Raw genomic sequence first — 26,075 nt, forward strand, 5'->3', positions numbered from 1 at the left:
CGGTACTGCTCATGCGGCCTCCACTTCGACGCGACCGCCGCCCAGTGCGGCCGTGGCGCCATAACCGGACTCGACCCACGCCGCGCCGGGCGCAACGCTGTCGCTGATGCCCACCTGCAGCGTGGCCGTGCCTGAGCCGTTGGAGACCTTCGCCATCGCGCCCTCGGACAGGCCCGCGGCGCTGGCGTCCTGCGGATGCAGGGTGACGCGCGGGCCGACGGTCAGCGGATGCGCCTGCAGCGCCGCGGCACGACGCGTGAGCCCATCGACGCGGTAGATCGCCTGCGACACGGCCAGCTCCAGCCCGCCCTGCCCCGCCTGCGGCGCGGCACCGGCCTGGACGGCGACGTCGCGTGCGGAGATCCCGGCACGCAGGCCGGCGAGATCGGTGAACTCGAACCCCGGCAGTCCCAGTTCGCCACCGAGTGCGCGCAGCACCTTCCAGCCCTGGCGGGCGTCGCCCGGCAACTTGCCGGCAGCCACGGCGCGCTGTTCGCGGCCATCGAGATTGGCCAGCGTGGCGTCGTTCTCGAACAGGGTCGCGATCGGCAGGATCACATCGGCCACGCGGCGCGTCGAAGCACAGGCGAAGTGGCTGAAGGCCACCACCTGCGCGCCGCCCAACGCCTTCATCGCGGCGGCCTGGTCGGCGAAATCGAGGCCCGGCTCGATGCCGTGGATCACGTAGGCGGCACGCGGCTCGGCGAGCATCGCATTGGCATCGCGCGTCGTCGGCAGCACGCCCAGACGCGACAGGCCCAGCGCGTTCGCGCCCTGCGGGATGCGGTTGAGCGTGCCGTTGGCGCGCTTGGCGAAATCGGCCGCAGCCGCACGGATCGCCGCGGCATGCATGCCATTCTCGGCGACCGCGCCGAGGATCACCGCGACGTGGTTGGCGCCTTCGACAGCCCTGGCCAGTTCGGTCGAACCCAGCGCATCGGCGAGCTTCGACGGGGCGACGATGGCCTTGGAGGCGATGTCGAACGCGAACTCGAAATCGACCGGATTGACCACGTGCACCCTGGCACCCTGCTTCCACGCCTTGCGCACGCGCTGGTGCAGCAGCGGTACTTCGTGGCGCAGGTTCGAGCCGACGATGACGATGGCATCGGCCTGTTCGATCTCCGCGACCGGCGTGGCAAACTGCGTCGCGGTCGCGCCGTCGGACAGGTCGCGCTGCGCGATGCGGTGGTCGAGGTTGCCCGTTCCCAGGCCTTCCGCCAGGCGCGCCAGCAACGCACCCTCCTCGTTCGAGGTGGCCGGATGCACCAGCACGCCGAGGTTGTCGGCGCCGTTGTCGCGCAGGATCTGCGCGGCCTTGGCCAGCGCTTCGTCCCACGACGCTTCGCGCCAGTCGCCCGCGTCGCCATTGGACGCAACGCGCACCAGCGGTACCGTCGCGCGATCTTCGGCGTACAGGCCCTGGTGCGAATAGCGGTCGCGGTCCGACAGCCAGCACTCGTTGACCGCTTCGTTGTCGCGCGGCACGGCGCGCATCACGTCGCCACGACGCAAGTGCAGGAACAGGTTGCTGCCGAGCGCGTCGTGGAAGCCCAGCGACTCCTTCGCGATCAGCTCCCATGGGCGCGCGCGGAAGCGGAACACCTTGTTGGTCAACGCACCGACCGGGCACACGTCGATCACGTTGCCCGACAGTTCCGTGGTCAGCGGCTTGCCGTCGTAGGTGCCGATCTGCAGGTTCTCGCCACGCTGCATGCCGCCCAGCTCGTAGGTGCCGGCGACCTCCGCGGTGAAGCGCACGCAGCGCGTGCACTGGATGCAGCGGGTCATCTCGGTGGCGACCAGCGGCCCCATGTCCTCGTCGGCGACGACGCGCTTGCGCTCGCTGAAACGGCTGACCGAGCGGCCGTAGCCCAGCGACAGGTCCTGCAGCTCGCACTCGCCGCCCTGGTCGCAGATCGGGCAGTCGAGCGGATGGTTGATCAGCAGGAACTCCATCACGTTGCGCTGCGCCTTGAGCGCCTTGTCGTTGCGCGTGAACACCTTCAGGCCGTCCATCACCGGCGTGGCGCAGGCCGGCGACGGCTTCGGCGCGGAACGGCCGCCGACTTCGGTGTCGACCAGGCACATGCGGCAATTCGCGGCGATCGACAGCTTGTCGTGGTAGCAGAAACGCGGGATCGGGATGCCGGCCTTGTCGGCGGCATGGATGATCATCGAGCCCTTCGGCGCGGCCATCTCGACGCCGTCGATGAACACGGTGACGTGGTCTGGCGGCAGATCTGGATTCACCGGCTGCGCACTCATGCCGCCACCGCCTTCGGCACCACGGTGCCGGCCAACTGGTCGTCGACCAGGAAGCGCTTGTTGACGATGGCGTATTCGAACTCGTCCCAGAAATGGCGCAGGAAGCCCTGCACCGGCCACGCCGCGGCTTCACCGAAGGCGCAGATGGTGTGGCCCTCGATCTGGCCCGCGGCGGCACGCAGCATCTGCAGGTCGTCCAGCGTCGCTTCCTTGTTCACGATGCGCGTGACCATGCGGTACATCCAGCCGGTGCCTTCGCGGCAGGGCGTGCACTGGCCGCAGCTCTCGGCGTAGTAGAAGCGCGCGATGCGCTGGCAGGCACGCACCATGCAGGTGGTGTCGTCCATCACGATCACCGCCGCCGAGCCCAGGCCGGACCCGGCCTTCTGCAGCGCGTCGTAATCCATGGTCAGGCCCAGGATGGTTTCGCCCGGCAGCACCGGCATCGACGAACCACCGGGAATCACGCCCTTCAGCGCGCGCCCGGGGCGCAGGCCGCCGGCGATTTCCAGTAGTTCGGAGAACGGCGTGCCGAGGCGCAGTTCGTAATTGCCCGGCCTGGTGACATGACCCGACACCGAGAAGATCTTGCAGCCACCGTTGTTCGGCTTGCCCAGCCCCAGGAACCACTCGGCGCCGTTGCGCACGATGGCCGGCACCGAGGCGAAGGTCTCGGTGTTGTTGATCGTGGTCGGCTTGCCGTACAGGCCGAAGTTGGCCGGGAACGGCGGCTTGAACCGCGGCTGGCCCTTCTTGCCTTCCAGCGACTCCATCAGCGCGGTCTCTTCGCCGCAGATGTAGGCACCCGCGCCCAGCGCGTTGTACAGGTCGATGTCGATGCCGGAGCCGAGGATGTCCTTGCCCAGCCAACCGTGCTTGTAGGCCTCGGCAGTGGCTTCCTCGAGATGCTCGAAGGGTTCGTGGTGGAACTCGCCGCGCAGGTAGTTGTAGCCCACGCTGGCGCCGGTGGCGTAGCAGGCAATCGCCATGCCCTCGATGACCGAATGCGGGTTGTAGCGCAGGATGTCGCGATCCTTGGCGGTGCCCGGCTCGGATTCGTCCGAGTTGCAGAGGATGTACTTCTGCATCTCGCCCTTGGGCATGAAGCTCCACTTCAGGCCGGTCGGGAAGCCCGCGCCGCCGCGGCCGCGCAGGCCGGACTGCTTGACCATCTCGATCACGTCGGCCGGCGGGATCTTCTCCTCGAGGATCTTGCGCAGCGCGCTGTAACCGCCGGTCTTGAGGTAGTTTTCGTACGACCACGGCTTGTCGAAATGCAACGTGGTGTAGACGGCCTGGTACTCCTTCGGCGCGGGGCCGACGGGACCATAACCTTCGGAATAGTGGGAGTGCCCTGCCATTACTTCAACCCGTCCAGCAGCTCGTCCACTTTCTCGGGAGAGAGCTTCTCGTGGTAATGCCCGTTGATCACCACCACCGGCGCGCCGCAGCACGCAGCCACGCACTCTTCCTCGCGCTTGAGGTAGACGCGGCCGTCGGCGGTGGATTCGCCCAACTTGCAGCCCAGCTTCTTCTCGGCATGCGCGACCAGGTCTTCGGCACCGTTGAGCCAGCAGCTGATGTTGGTGCAGAACGCGACGTTGTTGCGGCCGACCTTCTGCGTCTCGAACATCGAATAGAACGTCGCCACCTCGTAGGCCCACACCGGCGGCAGGTCGAGGTACTTGGCAACGCCGGCGATCAGTTCGTCGGTCAGGTAGCCCTGGTTCTGCGCCTGCGCAGCGTGCAGGCCCGGCAGCACGGCCGAGCGCTTGCGGTCCGGCGGGAACTTGGTCAGCCAGTGGTCGATGTGCGCACGCGTGTCGTCGCTCAGCACCACCATCGGGTCGACGTTGCGCGCATTCTCGAAGTTGCCGGTCGCTCTCATCGGTCGATCTCTCCGAACACGACGTCATAGGTGCCGATCATCGCCACCACGTCGGCCAGCATGTGGCCCTTCACGATCTCGTCCATCGACGACAGGTGGGCGAAGCCGGGTGCGCGCAGGTGCACGCGGAACGGCTTGTTGGCGCCGTCGCTGACGAGGTAGCAGCCGAACTCGCCCTTCGGCGCCTCGACCGCGCAGTACGTCTCGCCCGCCGGCACGCAGTAGCCTTCGGTGAACAGCTTGAAGTGGTGGATCAGCGCTTCCATGTCGTCCTTCATCTCCTCGCGGGAGGGAGGCGCGACCTTGTAGTTGTCGACCATCACCGGGCCGGGATTGGCCTTCAGCCAGCGCACGCACTGCTGGATGATGCGCGTGGACTGCCGCATTTCCGCGATGCGCACCAGGTAGCGGTCGTAGCAGTCGCCGTTGACGCCGACCGGAATGTCGAAGTCCACCACGTCGTACTTCGCGTACGGCTGCTTCTTGCGAAGGTCCCAGGCCACGCCCGAACCGCGCAGCATCGGGCCGCTCATGCCCCAGGCCAGCGCCTGTTCCGGCGGGATCACGCCGATGCCGACGGTGCGCTGCTTCCAGATGCGGTTGTCGGTGAGCAGCGTCTCGTACTCGTCGACGCGGGTCGGGAAGTCGTTGGCGAACGCCTCCAGGTAATCCAGCATCGAGCCTTCGCGCCACTCGTTGAAGCGCTTAAGCTTGCCGCCCTTGCGCCACGGCGACTCGCGGTACTTCGGCATGTGGTCCGGCAGGTCGCGGTAGACGCCACCCGGGCGGTAGTACGTGGCGTGCATGCGTGCGCCGCTGACCGCCTCGTACACGTCCATCAGTTCCTCGCGCTCGCGGAACGCGTACAGGAACACCGCCATCGCGCCGAGGTCGAGCGCATTCGAACCCACCCACATCAGGTGGTTGAGGATGCGGGTGACCTCGTCGAACAGCGTGCGGATGTACTGCGCGCGTTCCGGCGCCTCGATGCCCATCAGGCTCTCGATGGCGCGCACGTAGGCGTGCTCGTTGCACATCATCGACACGTAGTCCAGGCGATCCATGTAGCCGATCGACTGGTTGAACGGCTTGGACTCGGCCAGCTTCTCGGTGCCACGATGCAGCAGCCCGATATGCGGGTCGGCACGCACCACCGTCTCGCCGTCCATTTCCAGGATCAGGCGCAACACGCCGTGCGCGGCCGGATGCTGCGGGCCGAAGTTCAAGGTGTAGCTGCGGATCTCCTGCCTGGTACCGGAGGTCGCGCTGGCTGCGGGAACGTTGGGCACTGCACTCACTTCGCACCCCCTGCCCTGCGCGCCATCTGTTCGCCGACGGCCGTCGCGTAGCGCGCGTCGTCGCGGATCACGCGCGGCACCAGCACGCGCGGCTCGACCGAGGTCACCGGTTCGTACACCACGCGTTGCTTCTCGGCGTCGTAGCGCACCTCGACATTGCCGATCAGCGGGAAGTCCTTGCGGAACGGATGGCCCACGAACCCGTAGTCGGTCAGGATGCGGCGCAGGTCCGGATGGCCTTCGAAGATGATGCCGAACAGGTCGAACGCCTCACGCTCGAACCAGTTGGCCACCGGCCACAGCCCGGTCAGCGACGACACCACCGGCAGCGCATCGTCCTGCGCCAGGCAGGTCACGCGCAGGCGACGGTTGTGCTGGACAGACAGCAGTTGCGCGACCGCGGCGAATCGGCGCTCCGGCAAGGGAATCGCGCCCTCGCCATCGGGTTGGGGCAATTGTTGCGAAGGCGCCTCGCCATAGGCGAAGCGACCCGGGCCACGGCCTTCCACGCCTCGACTGAAGCCTTCGGACGACGTATCCGTATCCCACTCGTCGCTGCCATAGCCCAGCAGGTCCAGCCCGCACAGGTCGACCAGCGATTCGAAGCCGAACTCGTCGCGCAGCACCTGGCAGGTCGCAAGCCAGTCGCCAGCGGTGACGATGCCGACTTCACCGCGCGGCAGCGCCACGGACACCTCGGCATCCGGGAAGCGTGCGCGCAGGCGCCCGGCGAACGCCGTAGCGGACTCCCGATCGATGCGATCAGCCATTGCGCATCCCCGTCTTCTCGTCGCCGAAGTTGCTGGCGCGACGGATCTTCTTCTGCAGCTGCAGGATGCCGTACACCAGCGCTTCCGCGGTCGGCGGGCAGCCCGGCACGTACACGTCGACCGGCACGATGCGGTCGCAGCCGCGCACCACGGCGTAGGAGTAGTGGTAGTAACCGCCACCGTTGGCGCAGCTGCCCATCGAGATCACCCACTTCGGGTTGGGCATCTGGTCGTAGACCTTGCGCAGCGCCGGGGCCATCTTGTTGACCAGGGTGCCGGCGACGATCATCACGTCGGACTGGCGCGGCGACGGCCGGAACACCACGCCGTAGCGGTCCAGGTCCAGGCGCGCGGCACCGGCATGCATCATCTCCACCGCGCAGCACGCCAGGCCGAAGGTCATCGGCCACATCGAGCCGGTGCGCGCCCAGTTGAGCAGCACGTCGGAGCTGGTGGTCACGAAGCCCTGCTCGAGCAGCGGATTGTCGCCCTCGGGACGCAGGATGTCGTCGATGCGGCCTTCGGGCAGCGGGTTGCTGGCCGAATCGGCAAGCCCGCGAATGGCCTGGATCACTCCCATTCGAGCGCCCCCTTCTTCCACACGTAGATGAAGCCGAGCAGCAGCATGCCGGCGAAGATGCCCATCTCGATCAGCCCCAGCACGCCGAGGTCGCGGAACACGGTGGCCCACGGCACGATGAAGATGATTTCCAGGTCGAAGACGATGAACTGGATGGCGATGAGGTAGTAGCGCACGTCGAACTGCATGCGCGCGTCTTCGAATGCGCTGAATCCGCACTCGTACGCGGACAGCTTCTCGGCGCTCGGGCGCTTCGGGCCCAGCAGGTTGCCGATGATCAGCAACGCGATGCCGATACCGGTGGCAACGAACAGGAACAGCAGGGTCGGCAGGTATTCGGCCAGCACGCGTTGTTCTCTCGGCTACCGGCCGCGAAAGCGGCCGTGGCTTGGCGTCCGCGTTGCCGCGGGACGCCTTCCGTTTCTGGTGCCCAAGGGGGGACTCGAACCCCCACGACCTAAGCCGCTACCACCTCAAGGTAGTGCGTCTACCAATTCCGCCACCTGGGCAATGTCTGTACGTTCCGCGTCGACTGCCCGCGGATCACGCAATTGTAAGCGGTCTCACTCGTTTTGCGGAGTGGCCGCGGGCGTTTCCGCCGCATCCTGTGCCGGGACGGCCTGCGGCACTTCCGACTGCGCCGGCGCGGCAGGCACTGCATTGCCAGAGGGGACCGTCGGGACTTCGAGCGCAGCGGGTGCTGCGGGGGCCTCCGGCACCTGCGACATCACGCCCAGGTCGACGTCCTGCACCGGCTGCACGCGGGCGCCGTTGTGCGCGTACCACGCCATGAACAGCGTGATCGCGAAGAACGTGATCGCCAGCCACTTGGTGGCCTTGGTCAGGAAGTTCGACGAGCCCCGGGCACCGAACACGGTGGACGAGGCGCCGCCGCCGAAGCCGGAACCGGCCGATGCGCCGGCACCGCGCTGCATGAGGATCAGTGCGACCATCGCGACGGCGACCAGCACGAACAGGATGTTGAGGGTCAACAACAGCATGGGGGTGCTCGATAACGAAAAGACTTGCGGGTGGAGACCGACCCTCAGCGCGCGGCCGCGGCGACGATGGCGAGGAAGTCGTTGGCCGCGAGCGAGGCGCCGCCGATCAGTCCACCATCCACGTCCGGCTGCGAGAACAGCGCCTCGGCATTGTCGGGCTTGCAGCTGCCGCCATACAGCAACGGCAGGGAATCCGCGATTGTAGCATCGCGCCGGGCGACCTCGCCACGCAGGAAGGCGTGGACCGCTTGCGCCTGCCCGGTGGTGGCGGTGCGGCCGGTGCCAATCGCCCAGACCGGCTCATACGCCACCACCCCGTCGGCCAGCACCCCCGCGCCCGCGAGCTCGAACAACGGTGCCAGCTGGTCCAGCAGCACCTGCTCGGTGCGGCCCGCCTCGCGTTCATCGAGGGTCTCGCCGACGCACAGGATCGGCGTGAGCCCGGCCTCGCGGGCCGCCAGGTACTTCCGGGCCACCAGGGCGCTGTCTTCGCCGTGGTACTGGCGGCGCTCGGAGTGACCCACCAAGGTGTAGCGGGCGCCCACGTCGACCAGCATGGCCGCCGACACCTCGCCGGTATAGGCGCCCTTGGCGTGCTCGCTGACGTCCTGGGCACCGAAGGCGATGCCGCCGGCGTGGCTGGCGGCGAGCTGCGGCAGGAACGGGAACGGCGGAAGCACCACCACCTCGACGCCGGCGACCGGCAGGCCTGCGGCGACGCCATCGACCAGCTCCGATGCGAACGCCCGGCTGCCGTGGAGCTTCCAGTTTCCGGCTACGATCCTGCGACGCATGTCCATGCCCTGCCCTGTTCGAATGCGGGCGACAGGATAGCCGATGCCCTTCCCAGACAGACGGAGCCCGCCATGCACGACACCCGCGGCCATGCCCTCGTCACCGGCGCCTCCAGCGGCATCGGCGCCGAGATCGCCCGCGAGTACGCGCGCCGCGGCGTGCCGCTGGTGCTGACCGCCCGTCGCCTCGACAGGCTCGAAGCGCTCGCCACCGAACTGCGCGCGCGGGTGCCGGTGGAGGTGATCGCCGCCGACCTTTCCGATCCGGCTGCGCCCGCGGCGCTGGTGGATACGCTGGACGCGCGTGGCATCGCCATCCGCATCCTGGCCAACAACGCCGGGTATGGCGTTCCGGGGCGCTACCTGAAGAACGATTGGCGCACGCACGCACAGTTCCAGCAGGTCATGGTGGCCGCGGTGGCCGAACTGACCTGGCGCCTGCTGCCGTCGATCCGCCGCTTCGACGACGGCCGCATCCTCAACGTCGCTTCCTTCGCCGCGCTGATGCCGTCCGCCGATGGCCAGACCCTCTACGCGCCCGCCAAGGCCTGGCTGGTGAAATTCAGCGAATCGCTGGCGATGGAGAACGTCGATCGCGGGGTGCACGTGACCGCGCTCTGCCCCGGCTTCACCTATTCCGAATTCCACGACGTCACCGGCACCCGGGGAAAGATGCGCGTGTCGCCGAAGCTGTGGCTCGACGCCATGGATGTCGCACGCGAGGGCATCGACGCCAACGAGCGCGGCGACGTACTGGCGGTGCCGGGTTGGCGCTATCGCATGCTGGGCACGCTGGTGAAACTGCTGCCGCATCGCGCGGCGATGGCGCTGATGGCCCGCAACTCGCGCAAGGTCAGGCCGGTGGACTGATCACCGGCCACCCGCTCGCGACGCGCCGACCACGTCCCGCTGCATCGGTGCCAACCGCGCCAGCAGCCTGTTTTGTGCGCTGCGCGGCACCCCCCGCGCCTCCATGGTCTCGACCAGGTTCTCCACCAGGGCGTTGAAGTGCGCAGCGTTGATGTCGACGTGCGCGTGCGCGTCCACCATGTTCTTGCCGGCATAGACGCAGGGGCCTCCCGCCTCGGCGCACAGGTGTTCCGACAGCCGCGAATGCAGGTTCACGATGTCCACGCCGATGAACAGCGGCGCGATGCGCGGATCGTCCGACACGCGCACCAGCAGGTCTTCGACCAGTTGCTCGATCCCGGCCTGCCCGCCCAGGTCGTCGTAGACGCTACGCTGGGGAGCGCTTGCGCAGGCGCCGCAGCACAACACGGTCAGCAGGATCACCAAACGAAGGCGCATCCACGTCACTCCTCAGAAGCCGACTTGCAGCGACAGGTAGGCGCCGCGCTGGCGATCGAGCGTGGCGATGCTGCCCAGCTCGGCCCACGCGCCCACCACGGCGACATGCTTGTTGGGGAACCAGGCGACGAAGACGTCGTACCAGTCGTCCTCGCGTGCGAAGCCGAGGTTGTCGGGCTTCTGCCGGTACTCGACGCCCAGCGCCAGGCGCGGACTGGGCAGGACGGCGGCGGAGCCCTCGAACACCACCGAGCGCCCGGCCTTGCGGTCGCCGCCGAACCCCAGCAGGCCGCCCTGGTTGGCGCGGGTCGAACGCAGGGTGCCGTTGAGCAGCAGCTGGTAGCCACCGGCGGCATCGAGGAACAGTTTGGTGGCGCTGACGTAGACATCCGTGCCCGCGTCGTCATGCGCACCCAGCGCCAGCGGCAGGGTGCCATCGCGCAGGCGCTTGCGCTGCATCCCCACGCTGACCTGCGGCATGTGCGTATACACCAGGTCGCCCGCGATGCGCAGCTTGGCGCCATGGATGTCCTGGTCCAGTGAATCCCACGGCAAGGCCAGCTGGCGCTGCAGTTCGCCCAGATCGAAGGACTGCCTCGCCACGGAAAGTTCGAGCCGGTTGTACAGCGTGAACGCAGCGCCGTAGGCGGCCAGTGCGTAGTCGCCGGTATCCACGCGGGTATGGAAAGCCGCGCCGCCAAATTCGTCTTCGGTGCCGTAACCGGCCAACACGGCCCAAGGCACGATGCCACCCCCGGCAGCGCCCTCCACCTGGGTGGCACCACCCGTCGCCAGCAGGCGGCCCTGCCCGGCGAACGCCGGCGTGGCCAGCCAGGGCAATCCGGCGACCAGTGCCAGCGAAGCCAGCAGATGCCACGTCCTCATGCGTCGACCTCCGTCGTCGCAACGTGGATACGCTGCCCTTCGCCCGCGTGCCGGCGGCACCACGACAGCAGCGCGTCGGCATCGAGCGGCGCACTGAACAGATAGCCTTGCACCATGTCGCAGCGATAGCTGCGCAACAGGGTCATCGCGGCCTCGTTCTCCACGCCTTCCGCGATCACGGACAGCCCCATGTTGTGTCCCAGTTCGATGGTGGAACGCACGATCACCGCATCGTCGCTGCCCTCGGCGAGCTGCATCACGAAACTCTTGTCGATCTTCAGCTCGTCCACCGGCATCCGCTTGAGTTGCGCCAGCGACGAGTAGCCCGTGCCGAAATCATCGATCGCCAGCCGGATGCCGCAGGCCTTGAGTCGCAACAGCATCCGGATCGCGTAGTCGATGTCGCGCATCAGCGCACCTTCGGTGACCTCCAGGATCAGCTTGCCTGCCGGGACGCCGTGGCGCCGCAGTCGATCCAGGATGAAATCCGGCAGGTCCGCGTCCATCAGGTCCATCGCCGACAGGTTCACGGCGAGGCCGAGGTCCACGCCCTCGCGCCGCCAGCGGGCATTGCAGCGCAGGGATTCGTCCAGCACGTACCGTGTCAGTTCGTGGATGAAGCCGGAGCGCTCGGCCAACGGAATGAATTCGTCCGGGGGCACCATCCCCAGGGTGGCGTGTCGCCAGCGCAGCAGCGCCTCGACGTGCACGACATGCGCATCCGCCACCTGCAGCTTGGGCTGGAAGCGCAGCGTCAATTGTCCGCGCTCGATCGACTTGCGCAGGTCCGACATCAGCGTCAGCTGGCGCAGGTGGACCTCGTCGCGCCCGGGCGCGTACAGGGCAGTGCCGCTGTGCGCGGCCTTGGCGTCGTACAGCGCGATGTCCGCGCGCCGCAGCAGGGTATCGGCATCGGCACCGTGCGCCGGGTGCATGGCCACGCCGAGGCTGGCGTCCAGGCTGATGCGGGTGCGGGAGAGTTCGAGCGGGTGTCGCAACCGGGACAGCAGCGACGACGCCTCGGCCATCGCGCTTTCGGCATCCACGCCCACCAGTACCGCGAGGAACTCATCGCCGCCCAGCCGCGCGACCACATGCTGCGGCGCCAGCGTGGCGCGAAGCCGCCGCCCGACTTCCTGCAGCACTTCGTCTGCGAAGTCGTGGCCGAGCGTGTCGTTGATCTCCTTGAACCGGTCGAGGTCGATCGCCACCACCGCAGACGACGTGCCCGCCGCATCGCCGGCCTGGATCGCCGCCTGCAGCAGGTCGCGGGCATGGCCGCGGTTGGGCAGCCCGGTCAATCCATCGTGCCGCGCCTGGTGCAGGATGCGCGCTTCGCGCGCGGCGATATCCGCCTGCATCCGCCCGAATGCACCCGCGAGATCCGCGATTTCCCCCCGCCCTTCCGGTTGCGGCGGTCGCGAGTAGTCGCCGGCCTGGATCCGCCGAGCGGCGTCGGCAAGGCGTGCGAGTGGGCGGCTGATGCCCCTGCCCAGCGTCGCCGCCACGACGAGTGCCAGCAGTGCCGCCAGCGCCGACATCGCCAGGATGCGCGTGCGTAGCGCCATGTAGGGTGCGAGCGCGGCGTCGAACGAGCCCTGCAACACCACCTGCTGCCCTTGCGTGCCCCCCTCGAGCGGACGCGCCACGGCGAGGTAGCGCGCATCATCCAGGCGCAACGACTCGCCTGAGGCGTCGACCGGCAAGGTGGTCAAGGCCAGCGCGTTGCGCTCGGTTCGCGGGAGCGAGGTGGCATGCACCTGCCAGGCGCCCGCCGAGCCGCTGACGAAGCTTGCATCCAGCCCGGTGAGGTTGCGGTAGTCGGCGGCGGCGCGATCCTCGAAGGCCTGCCCCACGGCCAGCCAGCCGACCAGGTCCGGCGCCATCACCGGCAACAGCGCCACCTGCAGCAGTCGATCCTGCACTGACAGCACCTGCATCGCGAAACCAGCTGCCTGCGCCTCGGCGACCAGCGCCGCCAGCATTTCCCGCGGCGGCATGCCGATGCCTTCGGTGCCCGCCACCCATTTGCCCTGCGGAGTCAGCAGCCATGCCAGGTCCGCTCCCATCCTTGCGCCATGGTTGCCAAGCGCAGAGGCGATCGTCGGCGCATCGCCGGTCGCCGCCGCGGCCCGGAAGCCGAAGTCGTCGGCCAGCACCGAACCGCTGGCCAGCAGTTGCTCGGCACGATTGTCGTGGAACTGCTCCCAGACCCGCTGCCCCACGCGCAGCTCCTGCTGCAGGCGGCTGCCGACCGCGCGCTCCGTGGCCACGGTGACCACGCCAAACGTGGCCAACTGCGCCAGCAGCACCACCAGGATCATCAGCGCGACGATGCGCGCCTGGAAGCGCTGGAACATCACGCCCCATCCTTCATGCGGCGGAACTTCTGCTGCAGTTCACGAAGACGCTCGCTGCCGCGGGTCTCGACCGCAGCGGGCGCGGGCGTGACCGGCAGTTCCACCAGCTGGGCAGGCATGCTGGCCCCGCGCAGCGACAGCCGCCTGTCCGCCACCCGACGGTCGGCGCGGACATGCCAGACGCGCAGGTCGTAATCGCCCGGCGGAGCCTGCAGCCGCACGGTGCCATCGGCGCCGGTCTTCGCGAAGTAAGGCGTGTCCACCACCACGATGTGGCCGATCATCCAGTCGTGGATGTTGCAACCCACCACGACTACGCCGGTCGCGTCGAACAGTACGGGTGGCGCATCGCGCCCGGTGTACAGCGGCAGGTCGAAGCGCTTGGCCTCGGAGAACGAATAGACGTGGTGCTGGATGTTGTCGCTGTTCGGGAAGCGCACGACCGTCCCCGTCTGTACGGGCAGTACGCCGGGCACGAACGTGGAGTCGCGCTGGTTCATGTCGGCGCGTGCCGACGCGGCAGCACCCCCGGCTCCGACGGGGTGCAGGCTGACGACGGCATCGGCCAGCGGCGCATCGCCGCCGCTGACCATCACCCGCAGTTCGGTCGCCTCGGCCACGCCTGCCAGCGCCGCGAGCGCGAGCACGCAGGCGAACCAGGGCCGGAGTCTGGATGTGCTTCCCACGATGGCCTGTCCCCTTGCAGGTCAAGGGGATCATGCATGAACCGTGCCAGCGGATTCTGAACAGGCCAGCGTGCCACGGATGCGCCCGCCCCATCGTCGGCAGGGACGCGGCCGGCACGCAGCCGGCCCACGCCGCGTCAGGCCAGCTTGATCTCGCGCAGGCGCTCTTCCAGGTATCCCTGTGCCGTGATCGGCTCGGGATAGCGACTGGGATTGTCCGCGGTGACGGTGGATGGCAGCACGTCGATCAGGAAATCCGGGTTCGGATGCAGGAAGAACGGCACCGAGTAGCGCGGCTGGCGGGCCTGCTCGCCCGGCGGGTTGGTCACGCGGTGGGTGGTGGATGGATACACGTGGTTGGTCAGGCGCTGCAGCATGTCACCGATGTTGACCACGATCGTGTCGGCATCTGACGTGAAAGGCACCCATTCGCCCTTCTTCGACAGCACCTCCAGCCCGGCCGCGCTGGCGCCCACCAGCAAGGTGATCAGGTTGATGTCCTCATGGGCGCCGGCGCGCACGTTGGGGATGTCGTCGGCGGTGATCGGCGGATAGTGGATCGGCCGCAGGATCGAATTGCCGTAATCGGTCTTGTCGGCGAAGTAGTCCTCCGCCAGGCCGAGGTGCAACGCCAATGCGGACAGCACCTTGGACCCCAGCGCATCGAGCGTCTGGTACAGGCCGTAGCCGTGCTCGCGGAACCCGGGCACCTCGGTCGGCCACAGGTTCGGCGGCATCACTTCACGGTACTTGGAATCGTCCGGGATCTCACGGCCGATGTGCCAGAACTCCTTGAGGTCGAAATGCTTGGAGTCCTTGGCCGTCTCGACGCCGAACGGGGTGTAGCCGCGGGCACCGCCGCTGCCGGGCACGTGATACAGCTTCTTCACGTCCTCGGGCAGGGCGAAGAACGCCTTGAACACGCCATAGGCGTCATCGAGCTGCGACTGCGGGATACCGTGGCCGTTGATGCCCGCGAAACCCCATTCACGGTAGGCGGCACCGAGTTCGGCGACAAAAGCATCGCGATCAGTGTCGAAGCGGCGGATGTCGAGGGTGGGGATTCGCGAACTCATGCGTCAGGCTCCGGATGTTTCCGGCCGTTGCACCACGGCACCGGGCCGCGCGCATCGACCGTGGTCAATGTTCAGTCTTGCGCGGCAAGGCGCACGGCGTCCGCCAGGCGTTCGACGGTGGATTGCATCAGCATGCCGTCGTCGGCTTCCACCGTCACCCGCACCACCGGCTCGGTGCCCGAGGGGCGCAGGAAGGCGCGACCACGGCCATGCACGGCCTGCTGGGCTTCGCGCAACGCGGCCTTCACGCTTTCAGCCTCGGCGGGCCTGGCGCCGTTGGCGAAACGCACGTTGATGGTCTTCTGTGGCAGCTTCTGCATGCCCTGCAACGCCTCCTGCAGCGACAGCCCGCGGCCGCGCAGCGACTCGAGCACCTGCAGCGCGCTGATGATGCCGTCGCCGGTCGTGGTGCGGTCCAGGCACAGCAGATGACCGGAGGTCTCGCCGCCAAGCATGCCGTCGTGTTCCAGCAGCATCTGATGGACGTAGCGGTCGCCGACCTTGGCGCGCAGGAAACCGATGCCAGCCGCGCCCAGTGCCTTCTCCAGCCCGTAGTTGGTCATCAGCGTGCCCACCACCGGCCCGCGCAGGCGGCCGGAGGCCTGCCAGTCCAGCGCCAGCACGTACAGCAGGTCGTCGCCGTCGCAGGTCCGGCCCTCGCCATCCACGAACAGCAGGCGGTCGCCATCGCCATCGAAGGCGATGCCAAGGTCCGCGCCCGTCTCGCGCACGCGGGCTGCCAATGCTTCCGGGTGCATCGAACCGACGCCGTCATTGATGTTGGTGCCGTTGGGGTCGACGCCGATGGCATCGACCTCGGCACCCAGTTCGCGCAGCACCAGCGGCCCGACCTGGTAGGTCGCGCCATTGGCGCAGTCCACCACGATGTGCATGCCCGCCAGGTCGAACTGCCGCGGCACGGAATTCTTGCACGCCTCCACGTAGCGGCCAATGGCGTCGCGCGTGCGCAGCGCCTTGCCCAGGCGCTCGGAGGCAACGGTGGAGAACGGATGGTCGAGCGCGGCCTCGATGGCCAGCTCGGTGGCGTCGTCGAGCTTCTCGCCTTCGGCCGAGAAGAACTTGATGCCGTTGTCGTAATGCGGGTTGTGCGAAGCGGAAATGACGATGCCGCCATCGGCGCGCATGGTGCGCGTGAGATGCGCCACGGCCGGCGTGGGCATCGGCCCCATCAACTGCACATCGACGCCGGCAGCCACCAGCCCGGCCTCCAGCGCCGCCTCGAACATGTAGTTGGAGATGCGCGTGTCCTTGCCGATGAACACTTCCGGCTTGCGGCCGTCGCCGGCAGCGGCGCGCAGCGCGTGCCCATAGGCATTGCCCAGGCGCAGGACGAAGTCGGCCGAGATCGGGCCCTCGCCCACCTTGCCGCGGATGCCGTCGGTGCCGAAGTACTTCCTGCTCATGCGTCGCCCGTGGAATCGCCGGCAAGCGCCGGCTGCCGCATCATCAACGCAAGCAGGCGGGCGATCCGGTCGCGCAGCTCGCGACGGTCGCAGATCTGGTCGATGGCGCCGTGGTCGAGCAGGAACTCCGAGCGCTGGAAGCCTTCCGGCAAAGTCTCGCGCACGGTCTGCTCGATCACCCGCGGGCCGGCGAAGCCGATCAGCGCTTCCGGCTCGGCGATGTTGATGTCGCCCAGCATCGCGAAGCTGGCCGAGACGCCGCCGGTGGTCGGATGGGTCATCACCGACACATACGGCAAGCCGGCCTCGCGCAGGCGGCCCAGCGCAGCCGAGGTCTTGGCCATCTGCATCAGCGAGAACAGGCTTTCCTGCATGCGCGCGCCACCGCTGGCGGCGAAGCAAACGAAGGGGGAACCGATCTCGCGCGCACGCTCGGCGCCCAGCGTGAAACGTTCACCCACCACCGAACCCATCGAACCGCCCATGTAGGCGAAGTCGAACGCACTGGCCACGATGTCGCGGCCGTGCAGCCTGCCCTGCAGGGTCACCAGCGCATCGCGCTCGCCGGTGCTCTTCTGCGCGGCCTTGATCCGCTCGACGTACTTCTTCTGGTCCTTGAACTTCAGGACGTCGGTTGGCCCCAGCGCGGCGCCGATCTCCAACTGCCCGCCCGGGTCGAGGAACGCCTTCAGCCGCGCGCGTGCGCGGATCGGACGGTGGAAGTTGCACTTCGGGCAGACCTCGAGGTTCTGCTCCAGCTCGGTGCGGTACAGCACGGCGCCGCAACGGTCGCACTTGTCCCACAGTCCCTCGGGCACGCTGCGCTTCCTGGGCGTGCCGTTGTCGGTGCGGATGCGCGGCGGCATCACCTTTTTCAGCCAGGACATCGGTATCCAGTGGTCTTGCGGCCGGGCCGCGTCATGGCGCGAAGTTTAGCCCACCGCCTCGCCGGGCCACCGTACGGTCACGCATCCAGCGCGGCGCGCAGCGGGGCCAGGAACGCCTTCGCAGCGTCGGCCGCACCGGCATCCCGCCCGGCCAGCGCCGCCACCAGCGCGCTGCCGACCACCACGCCATCGGCGTCCACCGCCATTGCCGCGGCGCTGGCGGCATCCTTGATCCCGAATCCTGCCACCACCGGCACGCGCGCGGTGGTGCGCAATTGCCTGAGCCGTTCGCCGGCGGCCTTGGCATCGAGACGGTCCGACGCACCGGTGACGCCCGCAAAGCTGACGTAATACAGATACCCCTGCGCGGTGTCGCACAGCATGGCGAGGCGTTCGGGGCTGGTGGTGGGCGATGCCAGCGCGACCAGCGCCAACCCATGCTGGCTGAACAGCGCGCGCGTGTCATCCGCTTCTTCAGGCGGCAGGTCGACCAGCAGCACGCCATCCACGCCGGCAGCCACCGCCTCGCGGGCAAAGCGTCCGGCGCCGTGGATCTCCACCGGGTTCAGGTATCCCATCAGCACCACCGGCGTGCTGTCGTCACCCTGGCGGAACATCGCCACCGCCTGCAGCGCATGACGCAGGCCGGCGCCGCGGGCCAATGCGCGTTCCGAACTGCGCTGGATGGTGGGGCCATCGGCCATCGGGTCGGAGAACGGCACGCCAAGCTCGATCACGTCCGCACCGGCCTCGACCAGCGCGTGCATCACCGGCGCGGTGGATTCCAGTGAAGGGTCGCCGGCCGTGATGAAGGGGATCAGGGCCTTGCGGCCTGCCGCCCGCAGGTCCGAAAACTTCGCGTCGAGGCGACTCACAGGTCGATGCCCTCGCGCGCGGCGATGGTGTGCACGTCCTTGTCGCCGCGGCCCGACAGGTTGCACAGCACCAGCGCGTCCTTCGGCAGGTCGCGCGCCAGCTTCATCGCCTGCGCGATGGCGTGGCTGGATTCGAGCGCCGGCAGGATGCCTTCGGTGCGCGCCAGGGCGTGGAACGCATGCAGTGCTTCGTCGTCGGTCACGCCAACGTACTCGGCACGGCCAGTGTCCTTGAGGAAGGCGTGTTCCGGACCGACGCCGGGATAGTCCAGGCCGGCCGAAATCGAATGTGTTTCGGTGATCTGGCCATCGTCGTCGCAGATCACGTAGGTGCGGTTGCCGTGCAGCACGCCGACGCGCCCCGCCGCGAGCGACGCCGCGTGGCGCCCGGTCTCGATGCCGTCGCCCGCCGCCTCCGCGCCGACGATGCGCACGCCGCGATCGCCCAGGAACGCATGGAACAGGCCGATGGCATTGCTGCCGCCGCCGACGCAGGCGGTGATGGCATCCGGCAGGCGGCCGTAGTCTTCCAGCATCTGCGCCCTCGCCTCGCGCCCGACCACGGCGTTGAAATCGCGCACCATGCGCGGGTACGGGTCGGGGCCGGCGACGGTGCCGATGATGTAGAAGGTGTCGTGCACGTTGGTCACCCAGTCGCGCATCGCCTCGTTCAGCGCATCCTTCAGCGTCGCCGAGCCGCTGGTCACGGGTACCACCTCGGCGCCCAGCAGCTTCATGCGGTAGACGTTGATCTTCTGCCGCTCGATGTCGGTCGCGCCCATGTACACCACGCATTCCAGGCCCAGGCGCGCGGCAACGGTGGCGCTGGCCACGCCGTGCTGGCCGGCACCGGTCTCGGCGATGATGCGGGTCTTGCCCATGCGGCTGGCCAGCAGTGCCTGGCCGATGGTGTTGTTGATCTTGTGCGCACCGGTGTGGTTGAGGTCCTCGCGCTTGAGCAGGATGCGCGCGCCACCCACCTCGCGCGCAAGGCGCTCGGCTTCGTAGATCGGGCTGGGCCGGCCGACGTAGTGCTTCAGGTCCTTGTCGAATTCGGCCACGAAGGCAGGATCGACGCGCGCGGCGTCGTAGGCCGCGGCAAGCGCCTGCAGCGGACCGACCAGGGTCTCGGCGACGAAACGACCGCCATGGCGACCGAAGTGGCCGGCCGCGTCGGGGTAGGCGTTGAAATCGATGTCTGCTTGGTTCAAACCCATGGCCTTCTGGTTGTGCCGATGCGGTCAGTCGCAATCGGCGCGTCGCACTTCCTCGACGAAGCGGCGCATGCGTGCGCCATCCTTCACGCCAGGATCGCCTTCGACCTCGATCCCGCTGGACACGTCCACGCCCCAGGGCAAGGTCGCCACCACCGCGTCGAACACGTTGTCGGGCGTCAGTCCGCCTGCCAGCAGGAAGGGCTTGGTCATGCCCTTGGGCACGCTCGCCCAGTCGAACAGGTGGCCCTCGCCCCCCGCAGCGCCCGGGGCGTGCCCGTCCAGCAGGAAGGCGGACGCCGCCGGGTAGCGGGAATGCAGCGACAGTGGATCCAGCGCATCGCCGCCGCCCATCGGCACGGCCTTGATGTAGGCCACGCCGAAGCTGCGGCAGAACGCATCGTCCTCGTTGCCATGGAACTGCAGCAGCGCCGGCTTCACCTGGCGCACCACCTCGCGCACCTCGTCGGCGGCGTTGTCCATGAACAGTGCCACCGAGTCGACCAAGGGCGCCAGCGCATGGGTCATGGCCGCGGCGGCATCGATCTCGACGCGACGGCGGCTGGCCGGCGCGAACACGAAACCCACGGCATCCACGCCGAGTTCTCCAGCCAGGCGCACGTCGCCCGGTCGGGTCAATCCACAGAACTTCACGCGGGTGCGGTACAGGGGTCGGCTCACAGGGTCACCTCGTCGGGCAGGCCCCATTGTCGCGGATACAGGGGCGCAATGAACGTCAATCCTTGCGGTGGAGCGGTAGGCCCGGCCACGGTGCGGTCCCGCCCGGCCAGTAATTCGGCCACCCAGCGCTCCTTCCGCGCGCCGGCACCGACTTCCAGCAGGGAGCCGACGAGGTTGCGCACCATGTGGTGCAGGAAGGCATTGGCCTGCACCTCCACCGTCACCACGTCGCCCTCGCGCGCGACCGCGATGCGTTGCAGTTCACGACGTGCGTGCGTTGCCTGGCACTGCGCGGAGCGGAACGCACTGAAATCATGCTCGCCCACCAGCGCCTGCGCGGCGCGGTGCATGGCTGCCGCATCCAGCGGACGCCAGTGCCAGGACAGGTATTGCCGCTGAAGCGCGGGCCGCACCTGTCGGTTGAGCAGGCGGTAGCGATAACAACGCGCCACCGCCGAAAATCGTGCGTTGAACGCGTCGTCCACCGGCGCGCACCAGCGCACCGCGATCGACGACGGCAGCCGCGTGGTGGTTCCCAGCACCCAGGCGCGTGGGTCACGGACGGCATCGGTGTCGAAATGCACCACCTGGCACTGTCCGTGCACGCCAGCATCGGTGCGGCCGGCGCACGTGGTCGCCGTTGGCGCGTCGGCCACGCGGGACAAGGCCTGCTCCAGCACACCCTGCACGGAAGTGTCGCCGGCGACACCAGGCGGACTAAGCCGCTGCCAGCCCTGGAATGCGCCGCCGTCGTATTCGACGCCCAGCGCGAAACGCCGGGTCACACCAGTTCGCGCAGCAGGCGCGCCGCCTCGCCACGCGAGGCCATGTCGCCGCTGTCCGCGACTTCCTGCAGCAGCGTGCGCGCAGTATCGACATCGCCCAGGTCGATGTAGGCGCGGGCCAGCTCCAGCCGCTCCTGCCCCGCCGGCGCAGGATTCAGCGGTGCGATCGTCGCGGCCTGCGCGGCGCCGTTACCGGCGGCATGCCAGGGCGGCGCGGCGTCCCCGGCGGCCGCCGGCTCGACCAACCCGGCGTCGGCGGCGGGCGCTGGCGTGTTCGGCCAGCCGCTGGCCGCCATGGCGGCGGCAGGGTCCAGCCGTGCAGGCGCGGCGGCGGGCGGCGAGGCCACGTCGGCATCGGCCTGGGCGTCCACCACCGGCGCCGGGGTCGACATCGACCTGGACGGCGCAGGCACCGGGCGATCGGACAGGAAACTGCGGCTGGCGTTGGCGGAGGCCACGCTGCGACGGCTGGCCCACCACCAGGCCAGCAGGATCAACGCGAACACACCCAGTCCGATCCACACCCATGGCAAAGCCACGCCCGGCGCTTCCGGATTCGATGCCTGCGCCGTGGAGGCAAGCGTTGGCGTCGGCTGCTGGTTGCTTTCGGCCAGCCGCTGTTGCGCTGCCGCCAGCTCGCTATCCTTGAGCGCGATCAGCTGCGACTGCTGCTGCTGCAACTGCTCCAGCTCGGCGACGCGCGCCTTCAGTTCGTCCACCTCGGCCGAGCGTGCGGCGATGGTCTCGCGTGCCTCGGTCAATTCCTGTTGTCGCAGCATGTCACCCTCGCCGCCGGCCGCAATGCCGGACCGTGTTCCTGCCGCCGCGCCACCGGAGGTGGGCGGCACGATTTCGAGCCGCGCGTCGCTGGTACGGGAGGGCCCGCTGGCACCGGCGGCATCCGCCGTGGCCGACGCCGCTTCCACCGGCTGCGGCACCGGGTTTCGCCACTCCCGCCACTGCGCGACCTGTTCGCGCACGATGGCGTTGGCCGCGCGCGCATCCTCGGCCGCCAGTTCGGACGGCCCGGGCACGCGCAGCACCGCGCCTTCGCGCAGCAGGTTGATGTTGCCGCGGATGAAGGCATCGGGATTGGCCCGCAGCAGCGCCAGCATGGTCTGGTTGAGGCTGTGCCCGGTCTGTGCGCTCAGGCCGGCAGCGATGCCCGACAGCGTCTGCCCGGCCTGTACCGGCGGTAACCCACCTCCAGCGACGGCAGTCGCCGGGGATGCGGGTGCAGGCGGTGGCGGGCGCGGCGCAGGCATTGCAGCAGGCGCCGCTGCTTCCGCAGGTTCGGTCGCGGCCACGTCCGGCACGGGGTCGGCGGCGGGTTCCGCTTCCGTGGTTTCAGGCGGGGCGGCTTCCGGCGCACGGACGATCAGGTCCTGGGGCGCCACCACCGGCGCATCGATCGGCGGCTGCGCGGGCGCGGCCACGGTCTGCGGCGAGTCGACCAGCGCCGAATATTCACGCACCAGCCGGCCGAAGCCCCAGTCCACCTCCAGCAGGAAGGTGAGCGCCGACGCCTCCACCGGCGCCGCCGTGGTGATCCGGATGACCGGACGACCCTGCGGATCCAGCGCGATGGCGAACTGCAGCTCCTGCACCACGCCGACCGGCGGCTCCAGCCCCACCCTGCGGAACGTCTCGGGCGATGCCAGCCGCGCCTGCAGGCGCTCCATCTCCGACGGATCGCTGGACACGATCGGGATTTCGGCCAACAGCGGCTGGCCGTGGCGCGACTTGACCTCGATCTGGCCAAGCCCGAGCGCAAGCGCCGGCCCGCAGGCCAGCGCCAGCAGCAGGATCCACAGCAGCCGCATCGGCATGGAAGGTGTCGTTCCCCGTGACATTCCGACGACTCTAGCCGCCAGACCGCATCTTCGGCAATGTCCGCGGCCTGTCGATGCGGTTGGCGCATGTCGCGTTCACGGGCCCTAGCCTTCGGCCGCCACCAGTTCGGCCAGCTGCACCGCGTTCAGCGCCGCACCCTTGCGGATGTTGTCCGACACGATCCACAGGTCCAGTCCGCGCGGATGCGAGATGTCTTCGCGGATGCGGCCCACGTATACCGCGTCGTTGCCGGAGGCATGGGTGACCGGTGTCGGATAGCCGCCCGGCTTGCGCTCGTCCACCACTTCCACGCCCGGCGCCGACGCCAGCAGCGCGCGGGCTTCGTCGGCCGTGATCTTGTCGCGGGTCTCCAGGTGCACGGCCTCGGAGTGGCCGTAGAACACGGGCACGCGCACCGCGGTCGGGTTCACCTGGATGCTGTCGTCGCCAAGGATCTTCCGGGTCTCCCACACCAGTTTCATCTCTTCCTTGGTGAAACCGTTGTCGAGGAAGCTGTCGATGTGCGGGATCAGGTTGAAGGCGATCTGCACCGGGAACTTCTGCGGATCGATGCCGCTGAAGCCCAGCAACTGCGCGGTCTGCTTGCCCAGCTCTTCCATCGCGCTACGGCCCGCGCCCGAGACCGACTGGTAGGTGGCCACGTTGATGCGGGTGATCCCGGCCTTGCGGTGGATCGGCGCCAGTGCGACCAGCATCTGCATGGTCGAACAGTTCGGGTTGGCGATGATGCCGCGCGGGCGCTGCCTCGCCGCTTCCGGGTTCACTTCGCTGACCACCAGCGGCACGTCGTCGTCGTAGCGGAAGGCCGACGAGTTGTCGATCACCACCGCGCCGGCCGCGGCAAACCTCGGCGCATGTTCCTTCGAGGTCTCGCCACCGGCGGAAAACAGCGCGATGTCGATGCCGGCCGGATCGAACGTGGCGAGGTCCTGCACGACGTGGTCATCGCCACGGTAGTCGATGGTGCTGCCGGCGGAACGCTCCGACGCGAGCGGGACGAGCTTGCCGACCGGGAAGTCGCGCTCGGCGAGGATGGCGAGCATGGTTTCGCCGACCGCGCCGGTGGCGCCGACGACGGCGACGTTGAAACGGCGTTGCTGTGAATCGTTCATGGGGAGTGGATCCGGGATCTGCTGTGGAGTGTCTTGCGTGCGTGCGGCACGCGCCATCGCCTGTTTCGGGGGAACACGCGCGCAATGCCGGCGGCGGCTCCCCTATCGTTTCGCGGTCTTGATGGCCGTGATCGGCGTCGGCGGACTGCCTGCATCCGGGCCATGGCCCAATGCGGCGATCAGGTTGTCGACGGCCAGCGTTGCCATTGCGCGGCGCGTGGCGCGGGTCGCGCTGCCGACATGCGGCGTGAGCACCACGTTGCGCACCGCCAGCAGCTTCGGATTGACCACGGGCTCGCCTTCGAACACATCCAGTCCCGCCGAGAACAGGCGGCCGCCGGACAGGGCGTCGGCCAGCGCATCCTCGTCGACGAGGCCGCCGCGGCCGATGTTGATGAGCGTCGCGGTGGGTTTCATGCGTGCGAGGGCGGCGGCATCGATGACGTGGTGGGTGGCGGGCGAGTATGGCAGCACCAGCACCAGGTGATCCGACTCGGCCAGCAGTGTAGCGAAGTCGACATAGCGTGCACGACAGTTGCTTTCGATACCGTCCGGCAGGCGGCTGCGGTTGTGGTACAGCACGCGCATGCGGAAGCCCTGTGCGCCGCGCATCGCAACGCCCTGCCCGATCCGGCCCATGCCGAGGATGCCGAGCGTGCTGCCGTGGATGTCGTTGCCCAGCAGGCTGTCGAACGCCCACTGCGTCCATTGCCCCTCGCGCAGCCAGCGCTCGCCTTCGGTGACCCGGCGCGACGCCGCCATCAGCAGGGCGAACGCCATGTCTGCCGTGGTTTCGGTCAACACGTCGGGCGTATTGGTGGCGACGATGCGGCGTGCGCCGAGCGCGGCGACATCGAGGTTGTTGTAGCCGACGCCGACGTTGGCAATGGCGCGCAGGCTGGTCGCATCGGCGATTTCATGGGCGCCGACGCGCTCGTTGAGCGTGACCACCGCGCCCTCGCATCCGCGCAGCTTGGCCGCGATCTGCGGCGACGACCAGACGGTCACTTTGCCGGTGGCATCCACCTCGAAATGTTCGTGCAGCCGGCCGACGATGTCGTCGAACAGGGGCTGCGACACCCAGACGCGCGGCCGGTCAGCCACCGGCGGATGGCGGGATGCGCGGCACGACGCCACCCACGTCGCCGCACTGGGCACGATGGCGCAGCGCCTGGTCCATCAACACCAGCGCCAACATGGCCTCGCAGATCGGCGTGGCGCGGATGCCCACGCAGGGGTCGTGGCGGCCGGTGGTGATGACATCGACCACGTTGCCGTCCACGTCCACGCCTTGCACCGGCAGGCGCAGGCTGGAGGTCGGCTTGAATGCCACCGATACCACCACCTGCTGGCCAGTGCTGATGCCCCCAAGGATGCCGCCGGCATGGTTGGACAGGAAGCCACCGGGCGTCATCACGTCGCGATGCGTGGTGCCCTTCTGCGCGACGCTGGCGAAGCCGTCGCCGATCTCCACGCCCTTGACCGCGTTGATCGACATCATCGCCTCGGCGAGCTCGCCGTCGAGCTTGCCGTAGACCGGCTCGCCCCAGCCCGGTGGCACGCCGTCGGCCACCACGGTCACGCGTGCGCCGACCGAATCGCCGGACTTGCGCAGCGCATCCATGAAGGCTTCCAGCTCCGGCACCTGCGCGGCATCGGGCCAGAAGAACGGATTGGCTTCGACCGCGTGCCAGTCGTGCGTCTCCGGCACGATATCGCCGATCTGGCCCATGCAGCCGCGCACGCTCACGCCGAAACGGTCGGCCAGCCACTTCTTCGCGAGCACCGCCGCCGCCACCCGCATCGTGGTCTCGCGCGCCGACGAACGTCCGCCGCCGCGCGGATCGCGCAGGCCGTACTTGTGCCAGTAGGTGTAGTCGGCATGGCCTGGCCGGAACTGCGCGGCGATGGCGGTGTAGTCCTTGCTGCGCTGGTCGGTGTTGCGGACCAGCAGGGCAATGGGGGTGCCGGTGGTGACGCCTTCGTACACGCCGCTGAGGATCTCCACCTCGTCCGCTTCGTGCCGCGCGGAGGTATGTCGCGTCTTGCCGGTCGCGCGACGCGACAGGTCGTGCGCGAAGTCTTCCGGCGCAATCGCGATTCCCGGAGGACAGCCATCGACCACGCAGCCGATCGCCGGCCCATGCGATTCGCCGAAGGTGGTGACGCGGAAGAGATGGCCGAAGGTGTTCAATGCACTACCCGCCTTGCTCCGTCATTCCCGTGCATGCGGGAATACATTCGCACTATCCCACGATTCAGAGAGATTCACGCTTGCGCGGGAATCACGAACACACACTCAGAACAAGCTGCTGGCGGAGGGCGTTGA

24 protein-coding genes, 1 tRNA gene and 1 pseudogene are annotated in these 26,075 nt (G+C 68.6%); 1 reads left to right on the plus strand and 25 read right to left on the minus strand.

Features of this window, described 5'->3' with window-relative positions:
- Nucleotides 1-9: 9 nt before the first annotated feature.
- The 10 genes from nuoG to tpiA form a co-directional block, all read right to left on the minus strand.
- Complete coding sequence (gene nuoG / locus E2F46_RS00625; protein WP_133320252.1) at nt 10-2,268, minus strand: NADH-quinone oxidoreductase subunit NuoG; 2,259 nt, start codon at nt 2,266-2,268, stop codon at nt 10-12.
- Nucleotides 2,265-3,629, minus strand: coding sequence for an NADH-quinone oxidoreductase subunit NuoF (gene nuoF, locus E2F46_RS00630; protein WP_133320253.1), 1,365 nt, complete (start codon nt 3,627-3,629; stop codon nt 2,265-2,267). Before nuoF ends, nuoG begins: the two co-directional genes overlap by 4 nt.
- A complete protein-coding gene (gene nuoE / locus E2F46_RS00635) occupies nt 3,629-4,156 on the minus strand; it encodes an NADH-quinone oxidoreductase subunit NuoE (RefSeq protein WP_133320254.1) in 528 nt (175 codons plus the stop codon). The genes nuoF and nuoE overlap by 1 nt, the downstream gene beginning before the upstream one ends.
- Nucleotides 4,153-5,454 (minus strand): NADH-quinone oxidoreductase subunit D, encoded by a 1,302-nt coding sequence (locus E2F46_RS00640; RefSeq protein WP_133320255.1) that lies wholly within the window; start codon nt 5,452-5,454, stop codon nt 4,153-4,155. Before E2F46_RS00640 ends, nuoE begins: the two co-directional genes overlap by 4 nt.
- The gene (locus tag E2F46_RS00645; RefSeq protein ID WP_133320256.1) at nt 5,451-6,224 is read right to left on the minus strand and encodes an NADH-quinone oxidoreductase subunit C; all 774 of its coding nucleotides are present in this window, start codon (nt 6,222-6,224) and stop codon (nt 5,451-5,453) included. Before E2F46_RS00645 ends, E2F46_RS00640 begins: the two co-directional genes overlap by 4 nt.
- Nucleotides 6,217-6,804, minus strand: a complete 588-nt coding sequence (locus E2F46_RS00650) for a NuoB/complex I 20 kDa subunit family protein (protein WP_133320257.1) — start codon at nt 6,802-6,804, stop codon at nt 6,217-6,219. The genes E2F46_RS00645 and E2F46_RS00650 overlap by 8 nt, the downstream gene beginning before the upstream one ends.
- Complete coding sequence (locus E2F46_RS00655) at nt 6,795-7,151, minus strand: NADH-quinone oxidoreductase subunit A (RefSeq protein WP_133320258.1); 357 nt, start codon at nt 7,149-7,151, stop codon at nt 6,795-6,797. The genes E2F46_RS00650 and E2F46_RS00655 overlap by 10 nt, the downstream gene beginning before the upstream one ends.
- Nucleotides 7,152-7,228: 77 nt before the next feature.
- Nucleotides 7,229-7,313: transfer RNA gene (locus E2F46_RS00660), tRNA-Leu, on the minus strand.
- Nucleotides 7,314-7,367: 54 nt separating this feature from the next.
- The gene (gene secG, locus E2F46_RS00665) at nt 7,368-7,805 is read right to left on the minus strand and encodes a preprotein translocase subunit SecG (protein ID WP_133320259.1); all 438 of its coding nucleotides are present in this window, start codon (nt 7,803-7,805) and stop codon (nt 7,368-7,370) included.
- Nucleotides 7,806-7,849: 44 nt separating this feature from the next.
- Nucleotides 7,850-8,599: a triose-phosphate isomerase gene (tpiA, locus tag E2F46_RS00670; protein ID WP_133320260.1), complete on the minus strand. Its 750-nt coding sequence runs from the start codon at nt 8,597-8,599 to the stop codon at nt 7,850-7,852.
- A 72-nt stretch (nt 8,600-8,671) separates the two neighbouring features.
- Between tpiA and E2F46_RS00675 the strand changes: the two genes are divergently transcribed.
- A complete protein-coding gene (locus tag E2F46_RS00675) occupies nt 8,672-9,469 on the plus strand; it encodes an SDR family NAD(P)-dependent oxidoreductase (protein ID WP_133320261.1) in 798 nt (265 codons plus the stop codon).
- Here E2F46_RS00675 and E2F46_RS00680 read toward each other — a convergent pair whose 3' ends face one another.
- From E2F46_RS00680 to aroC, 15 genes and pseudogenes are all read right to left on the minus strand, one after another.
- Nucleotides 9,470-9,907 carry a group I truncated hemoglobin gene (locus tag E2F46_RS00680; RefSeq protein ID WP_133320262.1) on the minus strand — a complete coding sequence of 146 codons (438 nt, stop codon included), beginning with the start codon at nt 9,905-9,907 and terminating at the stop codon, nt 9,470-9,472.
- Nucleotides 9,908-9,919: 12 nt separating this feature from the next.
- Entirely contained in the window at nt 9,920-10,792 is an 873-nt protein-coding gene (locus E2F46_RS00685) for a DUF3034 family protein (RefSeq protein WP_133320263.1), read from the minus strand.
- Nucleotides 10,789-13,155, minus strand: coding sequence for a putative bifunctional diguanylate cyclase/phosphodiesterase (locus tag E2F46_RS00690; RefSeq protein ID WP_425599785.1), 2,367 nt, complete (start codon nt 13,153-13,155; stop codon nt 10,789-10,791). Before E2F46_RS00690 ends, E2F46_RS00685 begins: the two co-directional genes overlap by 4 nt.
- A complete protein-coding gene (locus E2F46_RS00695) occupies nt 13,152-13,745 on the minus strand; it encodes a methylamine utilization protein (protein WP_425599788.1) in 594 nt (197 codons plus the stop codon). The genes E2F46_RS00690 and E2F46_RS00695 overlap by 4 nt, the downstream gene beginning before the upstream one ends.
- 230 nt (nt 13,746-13,975) lie before the next feature.
- Nucleotides 13,976-14,914, minus strand: a complete 939-nt coding sequence (locus E2F46_RS00700; RefSeq protein ID WP_133320266.1) for an isopenicillin N synthase family dioxygenase — start codon at nt 14,912-14,914, stop codon at nt 13,976-13,978.
- Nucleotides 14,915-14,985: 71 nt separating this feature from the next.
- Nucleotides 14,986-16,338, minus strand: a complete 1,353-nt coding sequence (glmM, locus tag E2F46_RS00705; protein WP_133320267.1) for a phosphoglucosamine mutase — start codon at nt 16,336-16,338, stop codon at nt 14,986-14,988.
- Nucleotides 16,335-17,225, minus strand: a complete 891-nt coding sequence (gene accD, locus E2F46_RS00710) for an acetyl-CoA carboxylase, carboxyltransferase subunit beta (protein WP_133320268.1) — start codon at nt 17,223-17,225, stop codon at nt 16,335-16,337. Before accD ends, glmM begins: the two co-directional genes overlap by 4 nt.
- Before the next feature lie 77 nt (nt 17,226-17,302).
- Complete coding sequence (trpA, locus tag E2F46_RS00715) at nt 17,303-18,100, minus strand: tryptophan synthase subunit alpha (RefSeq protein WP_133320269.1); 798 nt, start codon at nt 18,098-18,100, stop codon at nt 17,303-17,305.
- Nucleotides 18,097-19,317 carry a tryptophan synthase subunit beta gene (gene trpB, locus E2F46_RS00720; RefSeq protein ID WP_133320270.1) on the minus strand — a complete coding sequence of 407 codons (1,221 nt, stop codon included), beginning with the start codon at nt 19,315-19,317 and terminating at the stop codon, nt 18,097-18,099. The genes trpA and trpB overlap by 4 nt, the downstream gene beginning before the upstream one ends.
- A gap of 24 nt (nt 19,318-19,341) precedes the next feature.
- Nucleotides 19,342-19,995 (minus strand): phosphoribosylanthranilate isomerase, encoded by a 654-nt coding sequence (locus E2F46_RS00725; protein WP_133320271.1) that lies wholly within the window; start codon nt 19,993-19,995, stop codon nt 19,342-19,344.
- On the minus strand, nt 19,992-20,780 hold the full coding sequence (truA, locus tag E2F46_RS00730) for a tRNA pseudouridine(38-40) synthase TruA (protein ID WP_133320272.1): 789 nt from the start codon (nt 20,778-20,780) through the stop codon (nt 19,992-19,994). The genes E2F46_RS00725 and truA overlap by 4 nt, the downstream gene beginning before the upstream one ends.
- Entirely contained in the window at nt 20,777-22,609 is a 1,833-nt protein-coding gene (locus E2F46_RS00735) for a motility hub landmark protein FimV (protein ID WP_133320273.1), read from the minus strand. Before E2F46_RS00735 ends, truA begins: the two co-directional genes overlap by 4 nt.
- 108 nt (nt 22,610-22,717) lie before the next feature.
- On the minus strand, nt 22,718-23,746 hold the full coding sequence (locus E2F46_RS00740) for an aspartate-semialdehyde dehydrogenase (RefSeq protein ID WP_133320274.1): 1,029 nt from the start codon (nt 23,744-23,746) through the stop codon (nt 22,718-22,720).
- Nucleotides 23,743-24,850, minus strand: a pseudogene (locus E2F46_RS00745) (2-hydroxyacid dehydrogenase). The gene E2F46_RS00740 and the pseudogene E2F46_RS00745 overlap by 4 nt, the downstream one beginning before the upstream one ends.
- The gene (aroC, locus tag E2F46_RS00750; protein ID WP_133320276.1) at nt 24,843-25,940 is read right to left on the minus strand and encodes a chorismate synthase; all 1,098 of its coding nucleotides are present in this window, start codon (nt 25,938-25,940) and stop codon (nt 24,843-24,845) included. Before aroC ends, E2F46_RS00745 begins: the two are co-directional and overlap by 8 nt.
- Between the last annotated feature and the right edge of the window lie 135 nt (nt 25,941-26,075).

This window comes from Luteimonas aestuarii (assembly GCF_004357985.1).
Taxonomy (GTDB): domain Bacteria; phylum Pseudomonadota; class Gammaproteobacteria; order Xanthomonadales; family Xanthomonadaceae; genus Luteimonas; species Luteimonas aestuarii.